Below are 12039 nucleotides of genomic sequence, written 5' to 3' on the forward strand. Positions count from 1 at the left end.
GGTAGTCAGCTTGCCTTGCGGATCGTGACACGCTTGGACTCTATGCGGGTCATCAGATCGTTCCAGGACTTGACGAACGATGCCGCACCTTCGTCCTGAAGGCGAACCGCGAGCGCATCAATGTCGATGCCAGCCTTGGCGAAGTTGGCCAGGACCTTCTCGCAGTCGCCTCCATCGGGCGCGAGTATTTGGTCGACCTCGCCATGATCGGCGAATGCATTGAGGGTGCCCTCGGGCATGGTGTTGACCGTGAAGGGAGCGGCGAGCGCTTTGACGTACAGGCCGTCGGACGCTTTCGGATCCTTGGTGCCGGTGCTGGCCCAAAGCAGACGTTGGGCACGGCCGCCCGCGTTGGCCACACGCTGGAAGCGTGGCGACGCCAACAACTCAAGATAGGCCTTGTAGGCGCGCTGCGCGACGGCGATGCCGAGCCGGTTGATGAGCTCGGCCGGAACCTTCCCGCTGATCGCGACATCCCAGCGGCTGACGAAGAGCGAGGCCACCGAGGCGACGGCCGGGCTCAGGCCCGCCGCGATGCGCCGCTCGACACCGCGCAGATACGCTCCGGCTGCCGCAACGTATTGTTCGCGAGAGAAGAGCAGTGTGACATTAACCGGAACACCCGCGAAGATGGCCGCTTCGATGGCAGGCAGACCTTCCGGAGTGCCAGGAATCTTAATGAAGAGATTGGGTTTGCCGGCGCGCTTATGAAGATCGAGCGCGGCCGCCAGGGTACTGTCGGTGTCGTGAGCCAGAAGAGGCGACACTTCGAGCGATACCCAGCCGTCCACCCCATCCGTCCGGGCGAATACAGGCTGGAATAAGTCGGCCGCACGGGTCAAATCCGCCAGCGCCAAGGGGAAAAACAGGTCTTCGCCCGATTTGGCCGACGACGCCGTGCGGGAGATGTCCTCGTCATACATGGCGCTGCTTTTGATCGCATTGTCGAAGATCGTCGGGTTCGACGTGAGCCCCGTCACCGAAAGATCGTCGATGTAGCGTTGCAGCGTCCCGTTGTTCAGCAGCTCGCGCGTGATGTTGTCGAGCCACAGGCTCTGGCCAAGGTCATGGAGCCTCTTGGTTGGTTTCATCGTGTCACCTCCGGGCTGGATGCGAAGCGCCGCGCCGCCGTGCGCAGCCGCACCAAGTCATAGTCGAGCAAATCGCCGATGCGCTCGATTGTTACGTCTGCGGCCGGCAAGGCGCTCACAACTTTGTCGTCATGCGCATACTGGCCTTGGCGCGGGAACACGGTCGTCACGCGCTCACCCCAAAATTGCTTGACCGCATCCAGGATGCGCAACTTGTCATCCACGAGAACGTAATGCTCGGCCGGGTAGCGCTGCTCGACGTCATCGAGAGCCTCTTCCTTGTGAATATAGATCAGCACATCTCCATCCACGACGCGGGCCAGGCCCGCATGCTCGACCTTGCGTGGTTGAAAGACTACGTCGCCGTCCGACAGGATTACGGTCGGACCTAGACTGCGCAATCGTCTCAGTACCTCCAGCGCGTCTGGATAGAGGCGCGCAGCGAAAGGGTAATCCATAAGGAAGGAAGACATCGCCAAGAGCTCAACCTCGCGCGGGTGTTCGACGCGGAAGCGCTGAAGGGCTCCGATATAGTCGCGATAGCCCAGCTCCGTGAACAGATCCTCCAGGATCCTCCAATAGCGCTCACGGGCAGCGAGGCCATAGGTCTGTTCGAGATGGTCCTTCAGATCCTGCTGGATGCCGTCATTGTCGACCAGCGTATTGTCTACGTCGACGAGGAAGACAATCGGATGAGGCCGTGCCATGCAGCATATCCTGTGCAGCTAGCGCCCCCAAGCCATCATGCCCCTACGGGATGGCAAAGACAAATCCTTGCCCTCGCAGGGTCGGCATGCCCACGTCATGCGCAAGCGCAGTCGATTGCACATGCGGCTGGCTTATGATTTCCAGCCTGGCGGCCCCAGTATGGGTTCGCCGCCTTCTCCGCCACCACACTTGATCCGCCCCGCAGTGCGGCGCCTCCTGTGGTCCCCACGCTTGTTGGGTCCAGGTCCTCGCGGGCAAGGGGTTCGGCGCAACGCCTCCAGCCGGCGCACATGCGAGCGGCCTCAGAATCACCTCCGAGGGCGGTCGATGGCGTCCCTGCTCCATCGCTCTCATATCCCTGCTATGGCGTTTGCGATCCCTGATCCTGTGTTTGGAATTCCCTGTTCCCTAGCAGGAGCTTCCAAATCCAGCGAAGGGGATTCCCCGCCAATGCCGGGAAATAGCGGCTTTGGGCGCCATTCCAACCAGTCCGTACCTGGAGCACTAGTCCGATGTTCCCTGCTATTTTCCCTGTTAACAGGGAATTACCGTGGAGAACGGTTCGTACTGGACTGGCCCCACTACCACCCAGCTGCTGCCACTAACACCGGCAGCGGGCGGTCCGACCAATAAGCCCCTTTATTCGGCACTTTTCCCGCTTGGAGTGACACGAGAGACCGACGACTCTTTCGGCGCAGGGAGTGAACATGCCGATTCCGGGCAAAGTCTCTCGGGCTTGGCAATCACAGCCTCCAAGAGTGGCATCCGCTGATGCTTGCCGGCGTAGCCAGCTCCTCAAGGAACTCGCCCCATTCGGTTTCGGGTTCCTACCTAGAGGCGCTACGGACCGCTGCCCTGCGCATCCGGCTCATTAAAATGCCGAGGCGGGTTCGGGAGCTTTATCCGAGATAGGCCTTCACCAACCGCTCGTCCTGCAGGAACGACTGCCACTCACCAGCACCGATTTCGTGCACGATGCGGCCGACTGCCATGACGTAGGCGCGATCTGTGATCTCCGAGGCGATGCCGACATTCTGCTCGATCAGCAGCAGGCCCATCCCGCGCTCGCGCAGCGCCTTGATCACCAGCAGAATGTCCTTCACCACCTTGGGTGCCAGCCCCGTCGAGGGCTCGTCCATGATCAGCAGGTCGGGCTGCAGCAGCAGCGCCCGCGCGATTGCCACCATCTGCTGCTGGCCTCCGCTCAGGAGCTCGACGGGCGAATCGAGCCGCTCCTTCACGACCGGGAAGAGCGCCGTCACCTCGTCCCACGCAAAGCGCAGCTTACCGCCCCGCGCCTTGCGGCCTACCTTCTCGGCCAGCACAAGGTTCTCCCGCACTGACAGTTCACCGAACAGGCGCCGGTTCTCCAGCACCACAGCAAGGCCGTGCCGCGCGAGCTCGTGCGGTGGTGCCAGGGTGATGTCCGCGCCGTTCTTCACGATCCGGCCGCCGCGGGCGCGCAGGAGGCCGCACACGGTCCGTACCAGCGTGGTCTTGCCGGCGCCATTGGCTCCGACCAACGCCACGGCCTCGCCGTCGTCCACCTTGAGTGAGATGTCGGTCAGCACGGCGAGAGCGCCATAGCCTGCCGAGACGGAGGATAGTTCGAGCACCGTCAGACTCCTAGATAGACTTCGCGGACCTTGGGGTCGCGCTGGATTGCAGCCATGTCACCGCTGGCGATGATCTCCCCGAAGTAGAGCGTGTGGACGGTGCGGGCGACGGTCATGAGACCCATGTCGTGCGAGACCAGCAGCACGGTGATGCCCTGCTCGTTCAGCCGAACGATCCACTCGCGCAGATTATCGATCTCCTGCGCGTTGAGGCCGGAGGAAGGCTCGTCGAGCAGCAGCAGCTTCGGCTCGCCCACCACCGCGCGCGCGATCTCCAGAATGCGACGCTGGCCCGCCGTCAGGCTGGCCGCCGGCAGGTCGCGCAGGCCGCCGAGCTGGAACCGCTCGCAGGCCGCCTCGGCTCGTCGGTAGATCTCGCGCATCTGACCGCGTGCGGCCGGCGTGCGCAGCAGGTCCTGAAGCATCGTTGTGCGGGTGAGTTTGGCGCAGCCCACCATGATGTTCTCCAGCACGGTCATCTTCTCGAAAACCTGCGGTGTCTGGAACGTGCGGACCAGGCCTGTCAGTCCGCGTTTCTGGATCGACTCACGCGCAAGCGACCTGCCACGGTAGGCAATCGTGCCGGCCAGCGGATGGATGTAGCCGCTGATTATGTTGAACAACGTCGTCTTGCCCGAACCGTTGGGCCCTATCAACCCGACGATGCCGCCCTCGGGCACGTCGAACGTGACCGAACGCAGCACTGAGAGGCCGCCGAAGGAGTGGCCGATTTCGCGCAGGGCAAGCAGGGGCGCCGAGTCAGGCATCGGAGCCTCCCCGCGCCACGAGGCGCGCCCTGAACCGGTCCCAGGCGCCCATCAGCCCGTCGGGCATCAGCACCACAACGGCGACCAGGGCCAGGCCGAACAGGATCTGGTGAACGTCGCCCAGCTTACTCAGCAGCTCGGGCAGGAAGGTGATGAACAGTGCGCCGACCACGATGCCGGGAATGGACGTGGCGCCGCCGATCACCGGGATCAGCAGGAAGGTGATCGAGCGGTCGACCGTGAAGCTCTGGGTGCTGACGAACGAAACGTGGTGCGCGAACAGGCTGCCCGCCAGGCTGCCGAACAACGCGCAGACCACGAACACGCGCGTCCGCAGTGACTGCAGGTCGACCGACAGGGCCGCCGCTGCGGTGCTCGAATCGCGCATTGCTCGCAGCATCAGACCGCTGCGGCTGTCGACTAGATTGTGGGCGGCCCACATGCAGGCAAAGGCCACGATCCAGACGAAGAAGTAGTAGCGCGACGGCCGGTCAAGCACGAAGCCTAAGAGGTCGAGCTTGGGGATGCCGCCGATGCCCAGCGTTCCGCCGGTCAGCCAGTCCCACTCGAAGAACAGCGCGCTCGCGATCGCACTCAGCGCCAGGGTGCCCAATGCGAGGAAATAGCCGGTGAGGCGCAGGATCGGCCGGCCGATCACGTAGGCCAGCGCCATGCTGATGACGGCACCCACCAGGAAGCCGGTGATGCTGGGCCAGCCCATCATCACCGTGCAGTAGGCGCTGGCATAGGCGCCGAGCCCATAGAAGGTCGCCTGCGCCAGGTTGACGATGCCGCAATGGCCGAGCAGAAGGCCGATGCCCAGGCCTGCGATCGTGTATATGCCGGTGAACACCAGCAGGTCGGCGATGTTGCGCGGCACCAGAAACGGCAGCGCTGCCCAGACAGCGAGCGCGACGGCGATCCAGAGGAGGTTCCTCTGCAGGTTCAGGCTCGCCATCTTCAACCTCCTCGCCGCCCGGCGCGGCCGAGGATGCCGTTCGGCATCAGAATCATGATGACGATCAGCACGGAGAAAGCCACGACGTCCTTGTAGCTCGACGAAATGCCAATGATGGCGAGCGACTCGACCAGCCCTAGAGTGACACCGCCCACCGCGGCACCCAGGGGGTTGGTGAGGCCGCCCAGCACCGCGGCGGCAAAGCCCTTCAGCGTGAGATTGAGGCCGAGCGTGTAATCGACCGAGATCAGCGGTGTCACCAGGATACCACCCAGCGCGCCCAGCAAGCCGCCAAGGACGAAGGTGTAGGTGCGCATGCGGCCGACATTGATGCCGGTGGTCGCGGCGCCATCCGCATCGATCGATGCGGCCATCATTGAGAGGCCCACCGTCGTGCGATGGAAGAAGGCGCGAAGGGCAAGCGTCGCGCCGATGCCGATCGCGACCAGCCACAACGCGTGCAACTGGATCACCGCGTCGAGTACCAGCACGACCCCCTCGCCGCCGATCGGCGGCAGAAGGTGCCCGTCGCGGCCGATGAAGAACAGGACCGAGGCGGAGAGCGTGAGCGCCAGCCCGATGGTCAGCAGCAGGAAGCTGTCCTCGCTGGCGTTCTTCAGCGCCATGTAACGCACGAAAGCGACCTCGATGAAGGCACCGACCAGGGCGCCCGCCAACGCGCCGCCAGCGATCGCCGCTGGATAGGGCCAGCCGGACTTCGTGAGCAGCAAGACCGTAGTCATGGCGCCGATCACGGCGAACTCGCCCTGCATGGCGTTGATGACGCGGCTGCCCTTGAAGATGGCCGACAGGCCCATGCCGACCAGGGCATAGACGATGCCATTCGTCACGCCCGCGAAGATCGCCTGCAGGATGAGGCTCAAGGTCATGGTCTGGTGGTCATGGAAGGCGATCCGCGCGAAGGCAGGACGGCGCTGGCATGGGCCAGCACCGTCCGATGACTTGGTTGGCTTACTGCGACACGCGGAACGGCGTGCGGGTGTACTTGCCGCCGACCAGCTTCGAGAACACGAAGCTGCCGATGGGGATGCCCGTCATGTCGTCGGCCGAGAAGTCGTAGTTGGCGAGCACGCCCGAGTAGGGTGCCTTCATCGCCTCGCAGAGCTTCTCGTTCGTCGCATCGGCCCCGGCTTTGTTGAGGGCCGACGCGATGATGTGCGCGGCGTCCCACGCCGCCGCCTCGTAGTTCTTCGGCGTCGAATTGTAGGCCTGCTTGTAGAGGTCGACGAACGCCTTCTGGTGCGGCAGCGGATCCTCGCCAACGACGAACTCGGGGATCGCGATGTTGTCCGCGGCCGTGCCCATGGCGTTGACGTACTCGTAGGACGACGAGCCGATCGCGGCGATCACCGGCTGGGTGATCTGGATCTGCTTGACGTTGCGGAACGGCGTGGCCGACGTCGCGATGACAAACACCGCCTCGGGCTGCGCCGCCTTTACCTTGGCTGCTTGCGTGGTCGTGTCCGTGGCGCCGATCTCGAACTTCTCGACCGCCACCAGCTTGACGCCGTATTTGTCGGCGAGCGGCCTCAGCTCGGCCATCACGACGTTGCCGTAGCCCGCGTCGTGCAGCACGCCGACCTTGGTAGCCCTGATGCTCTTGGCATATTCGAGCAGCGCTTGGGCGTTCAGCCGCTGCGGCGGCAGCACGTGAGCCACGCACTTGCGTTCGCGCTCGACCGCCGGGCCGATGCCGGTGAAGGCGATCTGCGGCACCTTGTTGGCGTGCGTCACGCCGCCCACCGCCACGGTGCTGGCAGTCAGCGATGGCCCGAGCAGGGCCACGACCTTCTGGCCGAAGATCAGCTCGTTCGCCTTGCTTAGAGCAGTGTCGGGGTTCGAGGCGTCGTCCTCGATGATCATCTTGATCGGTCGGCCCTTGATACCACCCTTGGCGTTAATGTCCTTCTCGGCCAGCAGCAGTCCGTTGCGCTCAGGGATGCCGAGGCCGGCGCCAGCGCCGGTTGCCGAAACAATGGCACCAATTTTGATCGGCTCGCCTGCTGCTGGAGTCTGCGCCTGCGCGCCGACGGCTAAGGCCGTCAATCCGGCCAGCGCCGTGGCAAACCTTGCAATCTTTGACAGTGACATTGTTGCTTCCTCCCACTCCTTAAACTTGGTTGTCGCCCCCTGCCCTAGAGCAGCGGAGGCGGCCCGGCCATGCCGAGTGCATGCTGACCGAACAATGCGCCCTGCGTGTCGGGCGAGAACATGACGTGTGCGTTGGCAGCATGCGCATCACGGAACAGGCGCTGCATATTGCCGGTGAGGTAAAGCCCGCTCGAGCCGGCGACACCCATCAGGATGTCGACGGCCTCCAGACACATGCGCACCGAGAAGAAGGCGTCGCGGCGGTAGCGCAGCTTGTCCTCGTGCAGCGGCTCGCGGCCGGCACGCGCGCAGTCCATCGCGTGGGTACAGACCGCACGCATCATCATCTCGGCTGTGTCGATGCGCGCGCCGGCCTCCGCGACCTTGAGCTGCACGGCCTGGCTGGCGCCGACCGGTTGGCCGGACGTTGTGGCGTTACGCGTGCGCGCCGCACCGACTGTCGTCTCGTAGGCGCCCTGCGCGCAACCCAGCATGACGCCCGAGAGCACATACGGTCCGAGCGCCAGCATCGGCAGCCTAAAGAGAGCCGAGCCGTTCACCTTGGATCCCGGATGCGGTTTGCCGTTCATGGCCCAGGCCGTGACAGTGCGCTGCTCGGGAACGAACAGGCCTTTGATGGCCACGTCTTTCGAACCGGTGCCCGAGAGGCCGACCGCGTGCCAGGTGTCGATGATCTCGTACTGTGAGCGATGGACGAGGGCGAAGCGCTGGTCGACCGGCGGGCCGTCGTCGCGCTCGCGCACCATGAAGGCCAGCATGTTCCAGTCGGAATTGTCGACGCCGGAGGAGAGCGGCCAGCGGCCCGAGACTTCGTAGCCACCCTCGACCTTGCGACCCCGACCAGCCGGGAAGGCAAGTGAGGTGGCGATCAGCGTGTCGGGCGACAGGCTCCAGATCTCGTCCTGCACCTCGGACGGGAAGTAGCCCAGCATCCAGTGGTGGCTGGCGAGGTTGCCGAGGTTCCACGCAGTCGAGGGACACACGCGCGCGACGGCGGCGCAGGTGTCGACCAGGATGCCGACATCGAGGTCGGCGCCGCCCACGCGCGCCGGCTGCACCATGCGGAACAGGCCGGTGCGGTGCAGGTCGCGCTCGGTCTCGTCGGGCAGGCGGCGCAGCTTCTCGCACTCCGCCGCGCGGGCGGCGATCGCCGGCACGAGCTCGTGGGCGCGGGCCAGCATCTCGGCATACGTCACACCGGCAAACGATTGCGGCGTCGCGGGCAGCGTGGCCGATTTCGACCAGCCCGCGCTCCCTTCTCTCGGCATCCCGTTCCTCCCGGCGATACGGCAGCGTTGTTCGTTGCCCGGACGATGCGCGTCGTGCACGATCAGGTCAAGTGACCTAAATTATTTGAAACGACCACGGGAGGAAGAAGATGGCGATAAAGGTGCTGGAGATTCATCACCACGGCGTCCGCGTCGAGGCCGACGACAAGACCTTGGGCGAGGTCGAGAAGTTCTACACCGACGTGCTCGGGTTGGAGCGTGACAAGGGTCGACCGGAAATCCCGGGCATTCCCGGCATGTGGATCAACATCGGCGACGTCGGCCAGATCCATCTGATCGGCGGCGATTTCCCATCGCGCTTCTCACAAGGACCGGGCAAGGACCCGACCGCGCCGCACGTCGCGCTCGCAGTCGAGAACATCGTGGAGACCAAGGCCGAACTCGATCGCATCGGCGCCACCTACTGGTCGCTGAAGGGCGCAACCGGTCCTGATGCCGAGCAGCTCTTCCTCAACGATCCGTGCGGCAACATGGTCGAGCTCCACCAGTTCGACAAATGCCGGTGCCGGCTGAAGAGCCGCGTGAAAGCCTAGCCTAAGCGGGCGCGGAAAGCCCCGCGCACAGAAACGGCACGATCTCGCGCACCGCGGACTCCATGTCCGCAGGATTGCAGCGGCCCCTGGAGATCGCCTCGAGGCGTCCGGGCTGAAGCAGCGTCCACACGTAGGCGCCCATCATGAAGTAGTAGCGCCAGTAAAGCGTTTTCGCCGGCACCTCGGGCAGGGCACGGCGGATCGCGTCGACGTAGAGCGCGTTGGTCTCGTCGTAGATGTTGGCCCGCACTTCGCTCGCCGTCTCGTCGGGATCGGTGAACAGACGGGCCTGCATCTGGAGGGAGGTGCGTCTTCCGTTGCGCCGGACCTCGGCCAGCAGCAGGGAGCGCACCAGCGCGTCGACCAGCACCGCCAGCGGCACGCCCTTCCTGCCGTACTTCGCCATCGCCTCGTCAAGGAGCTGTCGACGGCGCTCGGTCACCTCCTTGCCCTGTCGTCCGACGACCGCTTCAAAGATCGCGCGCTTGGAATCGAAGTAGTAGTGAAGCTGCCCGACATTAAGGTGAGCGCGTGCCGCTATCGCCCGCGTCGTGGTGCCGCCGAAGCCCGACCGGCCGAACAGGTCCTCGGCCACGTCCAATATGCGCTGCGTGATGCCTGCACGCTTGACGTGCCGGCGGACAGGTTTCGTCTCACGCCTGGCCGTCGCCCCTGCCCTTCTTCTCTTTGCCGCCATGCTTCCGGGAAGTGTCCTGAGTCAGAAGGCAGACCTTATGCCCGTTTCCGGGCTGCCGTGCGAGAGCGCGCTGGGATCTCCCACGATGGGGCCTCCGGCAAGCCTCCTACGGCACGGTACATCGTCTTTCGTCGGACGTTAATGGGACCCGCCTCTTTCCTCCAGCATTCAGCAACGACATTGATCGAAACCACGTGTCCGGCAGAGAGGTCCATCCCAAATGAACTCACGCCAGGACCGAATTCCCCTTCGAGGACAGGAAAATGGGCGAGCTGAGGATCATGGTAGAGACGCCCCACAGCACCTGCAACAAGTACAAGCATGACACGAAGTGGCAGCCACTGCGGATGGAGGCCGTACTACCCGAGAGCTCGCGTGCCCTGGTGCAGCTCGACGCGCCGGTGGCGCCGAGTTGCATCGTAACGGTTGGCTGATCGAAACGATCGAGGTCGAGCAACGGAAGGCCACGGAGCTTACGGCCCTTCACGTCTTCGCCACGATGGATAAGAAGACGGTCCAGATCCGCGGGCTTCTAAGATCAGCGGAGAGCCGGGCGATAGCCGGCCAGGTGGATACGCCCGAATTGGGCAAGAAAATGTCAGAACCCTGCAACCTCGACTTCGGGATGCCGTTGCCGGCCGTAAGGCAGCTTCAGGAGCATCCCATGAACTCGATCATTTACCTCGTCGGGCTCGTCGTGATTGTCATGGCGATCCTCTCCTTCGTCGGCTTTCGCTAGCGGAGGGCACCATGGTGACAGTGGCGGAAGTTTCCCGGCCCCTACGATACCTCGAATGGGGACCTATACTTTTGGGCGCGGTGGGGGCCGCGGCGATTTCTTTCGTACTGTACACGTTCGGCTCCGCTCTGGGTCTATTAGCGGTTTCACCGCATCCCTATCGTGGACTTAGCGGCACCACCTTCTTCGTGCTCACAGCTCTCTTCGCCGCGACGGTTCAGGTCGTGAGTTACGCGGCAGGTGGCTACCTAGCTGGTCGCTTGCGAACTCCATGGCTCGACGGCACCGAAGACGAGCAGAACTTTCGCGACGGTGCTTATGGATTCGGTGTGTGGGCTGTCGGTCTGGTCTTCACCACGGCAGTTCTTGCTTCAGGCGTCGGAGGCATTCTGAAGACCGCCTCTGAAACTGGTGCCGTAGTCGCTGGTGCTGCGGCTGGAGGAACAGCTTCCAATCCAAATATTCGGCTGTCTCTCGACCCCGGGGATGTCGCGGCCGATCGCCTTCTTCGGCCTGGGTCTGGGCAGCCGACCGGAGCTGCAGCCCCAGACCGCGACGCCATAGTACGGACTCTTGCTGCGGCGTTGAGAGACAACACTCTACCAACTGATGATCGCGCCTATCTCGCGCAGATCGTCTCTCAGCAAAGTGGCTTACCTCAAAACGAAGCCGAGCAGCGCGTCGATCGGGCGTTTGCGGAGGCTCAAGCCGCTGTAAAGAAGGCAAGAGATCTTGCCGATGAGGCTCGAAAGAAGACGGCGTTGGCAGCCTTTCTGACCGCAGCTACCATGGCGCTCGCACTCGCCGCCGCGGCCACGGCTGCGAGCTTGGGCGGTGATGACCGGGACAAGCGCACGAAACCTTACTGGATGGGCGCCAAGCGTTTTTGGTAGCTAACGCGAGGACGATGGTGAACTTCACTATCGTCCTTTAGCCCCTCTTCGCCGACATCGAAGCAAGGTCGACCTGCTTGGCGATCGAGCTTTGCATCACAAAGGCCACTTAGCATTGAATGGCCCCCGGACCCGAAATCGCGAGGCAAACACCACCCTCACCCGTAAGCCGCAACTCATCCGGCCATCGCCCCACAAGAGGGCATTGACGACAAGTACGAGCACGACGGCGGTGAGTGAGTACACAAAGACTGGGCTTCCGGCAGCCCATTCGCGCGGCAGGTGCCGAACGCTCTTTGTGTCAACGCACAACGAACTTGGTGTCGTTACATTGCACCAGGCAACTCGTGAGAGAGCCGCATGCTTGGAAAATGGCCGCCCGTTAGGATGGCGTCAGATTGGAGACCCGTCGTCGATATGGCGCTCCTTGCGATCGACCGTCTCGAGGATTTCTAACCCCGCCTCTGCTTCCGTGACTCGGCCGCTAAGCCAAGTCATGCTCCCGCGTCACGAGGCGTCCGCCTTCAAGGCTTCGGCAAGCTCGACAGGATCGACACACACGACGTCTCGCCTGCAGCCGGGTGATGGGGTGGCAGGCAGGTGGAGCATCGTCGA

Annotated in this window: 13 protein-coding genes; 4 read left to right on the forward strand and 9 right to left on the reverse strand. The window is 63.7% G+C overall.

Features of this window, described 5'->3' with window-relative positions; translation table 11 throughout:
• Nucleotides 1-5 precede the first annotated feature (5 nt).
• The 8 genes from tal to EPO50_RS07765 form a co-directional block, all read right to left on the reverse strand.
• Nucleotides 6-1091, reverse strand: a complete 1086-nt coding sequence (gene tal, locus EPO50_RS07730; protein WP_296342635.1) for a transaldolase — start codon at nucleotides 1089-1091, stop codon at nucleotides 6-8.
• A complete protein-coding gene (locus EPO50_RS07735) occupies nucleotides 1088-1798 on the reverse strand; it encodes an HAD family hydrolase (protein ID WP_296342637.1) in 711 nt (236 codons plus the stop codon). Before EPO50_RS07735 ends, tal begins: the two co-directional genes overlap by 4 nt.
• Nucleotides 1799-2698: 900 nt before the next feature.
• Nucleotides 2699-3415 (reverse strand): ABC transporter ATP-binding protein, encoded by a 717-nt coding sequence (locus EPO50_RS07740; RefSeq protein ID WP_296342639.1) that lies wholly within the window; start codon nucleotides 3413-3415, stop codon nucleotides 2699-2701.
• A gap of 2 nt (nucleotides 3416-3417) precedes the next feature.
• Nucleotides 3418-4182 (reverse strand): ABC transporter ATP-binding protein, encoded by a 765-nt coding sequence (locus EPO50_RS07745; protein ID WP_296342641.1) that lies wholly within the window; start codon nucleotides 4180-4182, stop codon nucleotides 3418-3420.
• Nucleotides 4175-5140: a branched-chain amino acid ABC transporter permease gene (locus EPO50_RS07750; RefSeq protein WP_296342642.1), complete on the reverse strand. Its 966-nt coding sequence runs from the start codon at nucleotides 5138-5140 to the stop codon at nucleotides 4175-4177. The genes EPO50_RS07745 and EPO50_RS07750 overlap by 8 nt, the downstream gene beginning before the upstream one ends.
• Nucleotides 5141-5142: 2 nt before the next feature.
• Entirely contained in the window at nucleotides 5143-6030 is an 888-nt protein-coding gene (locus tag EPO50_RS07755) for a branched-chain amino acid ABC transporter permease (protein ID WP_296342644.1), read from the reverse strand.
• Nucleotides 6031-6112: 82 nt separating this feature from the next.
• A complete protein-coding gene (locus tag EPO50_RS07760) occupies nucleotides 6113-7252 on the reverse strand; it encodes an ABC transporter substrate-binding protein (RefSeq protein WP_296342646.1) in 1140 nt (379 codons plus the stop codon).
• 44 nt (nucleotides 7253-7296) lie between these two features.
• The gene (locus tag EPO50_RS07765; RefSeq protein ID WP_296342648.1) at nucleotides 7297-8541 is read right to left on the reverse strand and encodes an acyl-CoA dehydrogenase family protein; all 1245 of its coding nucleotides are present in this window, start codon (nucleotides 8539-8541) and stop codon (nucleotides 7297-7299) included.
• A gap of 110 nt (nucleotides 8542-8651) precedes the next feature.
• On the opposite strand from EPO50_RS07765, the gene EPO50_RS07770 reads away from it, so the two are divergent.
• Nucleotides 8652-9095 (forward strand): VOC family protein, encoded by a 444-nt coding sequence (locus EPO50_RS07770; protein WP_296342649.1) that lies wholly within the window; start codon nucleotides 8652-8654, stop codon nucleotides 9093-9095.
• A gap of 1 nt (nucleotide 9096) precedes the next feature.
• Here the strand turns inward: EPO50_RS07770 and EPO50_RS07775 are convergent, their stop codons facing one another.
• Nucleotides 9097-9690, reverse strand: a complete 594-nt coding sequence (locus EPO50_RS07775; RefSeq protein ID WP_296342652.1) for a TetR/AcrR family transcriptional regulator — start codon at nucleotides 9688-9690, stop codon at nucleotides 9097-9099.
• Nucleotides 9691-10055: 365 nt separating this feature from the next.
• On the opposite strand from EPO50_RS07775, the gene EPO50_RS07780 reads away from it, so the two are divergent.
• From EPO50_RS07780 to EPO50_RS07790, 3 genes are all read left to right on the forward strand, one after another.
• Nucleotides 10056-10226, forward strand: coding sequence for a hypothetical protein (locus EPO50_RS07780; RefSeq protein ID WP_296342653.1), 171 nt, complete (start codon nucleotides 10056-10058; stop codon nucleotides 10224-10226).
• 65 nt (nucleotides 10227-10291) lie between these two features.
• Entirely contained in the window at nucleotides 10292-10531 is a 240-nt protein-coding gene (locus EPO50_RS07785; RefSeq protein ID WP_296342656.1) for a hypothetical protein, read from the forward strand.
• 11 nt (nucleotides 10532-10542) lie between these two features.
• Nucleotides 10543-11424 carry a hypothetical protein gene (locus EPO50_RS07790; RefSeq protein WP_296342657.1) on the forward strand — a complete coding sequence of 294 codons (882 nt, stop codon included), beginning with the start codon at nucleotides 10543-10545 and terminating at the stop codon, nucleotides 11422-11424.
• Nucleotides 11425-12039: the final 615 nt, after the last annotated feature.

Source organism: Reyranella sp. (assembly GCF_004297405.1).
Lineage (GTDB): Bacteria > Pseudomonadota > Alphaproteobacteria > Reyranellales > Reyranellaceae > Reyranella.

Coding starts and splice junctions, on each gene's coding strand:
- tal (WP_296342635.1), bottom strand. CDS start 1,091: ATGAAACCAACCAAGAGGCTCCATGACCTTGGCCAGAGCCTGTGGCTC.
- EPO50_RS07735 (WP_296342637.1), bottom strand. CDS start 1,798: ATGGCACGGCCTCATCCGATTGTCTTCCTCGTCGACGTAGACAATACG.
- EPO50_RS07745 (WP_296342641.1), bottom strand. CDS start 4,182: ATGCCTGACTCGGCGCCCCTGCTTGCCCTGCGCGAAATCGGCCACTCC.
- EPO50_RS07750 (WP_296342642.1), bottom strand. CDS start 5,140: ATGGCGAGCCTGAACCTGCAGAGGAACCTCCTCTGGATCGCCGTCGCG.
- EPO50_RS07755 (WP_296342644.1), bottom strand. CDS start 6,030: ATGACCTTGAGCCTCATCCTGCAGGCGATCTTCGCGGGCGTGACGAAT.
- EPO50_RS07760 (WP_296342646.1), bottom strand. CDS start 7,252: ATGTCACTGTCAAAGATTGCAAGGTTTGCCACGGCGCTGGCCGGATTG.
- EPO50_RS07765 (WP_296342648.1), bottom strand. CDS start 8,541: ATGCCGAGAGAAGGGAGCGCGGGCTGGTCGAAATCGGCCACGCTGCCC.
- EPO50_RS07770 (WP_296342649.1), top strand. CDS start 8,652: ATGGCGATAAAGGTGCTGGAGATTCATCACCACGGCGTCCGCGTCGAG.
- EPO50_RS07780 (WP_296342653.1), top strand. CDS start 10,056: ATGGGCGAGCTGAGGATCATGGTAGAGACGCCCCACAGCACCTGCAAC.
- EPO50_RS07785 (WP_296342656.1), top strand. CDS start 10,292: ATGGATAAGAAGACGGTCCAGATCCGCGGGCTTCTAAGATCAGCGGAG.
- EPO50_RS07790 (WP_296342657.1), top strand. CDS start 10,543: ATGGTGACAGTGGCGGAAGTTTCCCGGCCCCTACGATACCTCGAATGG.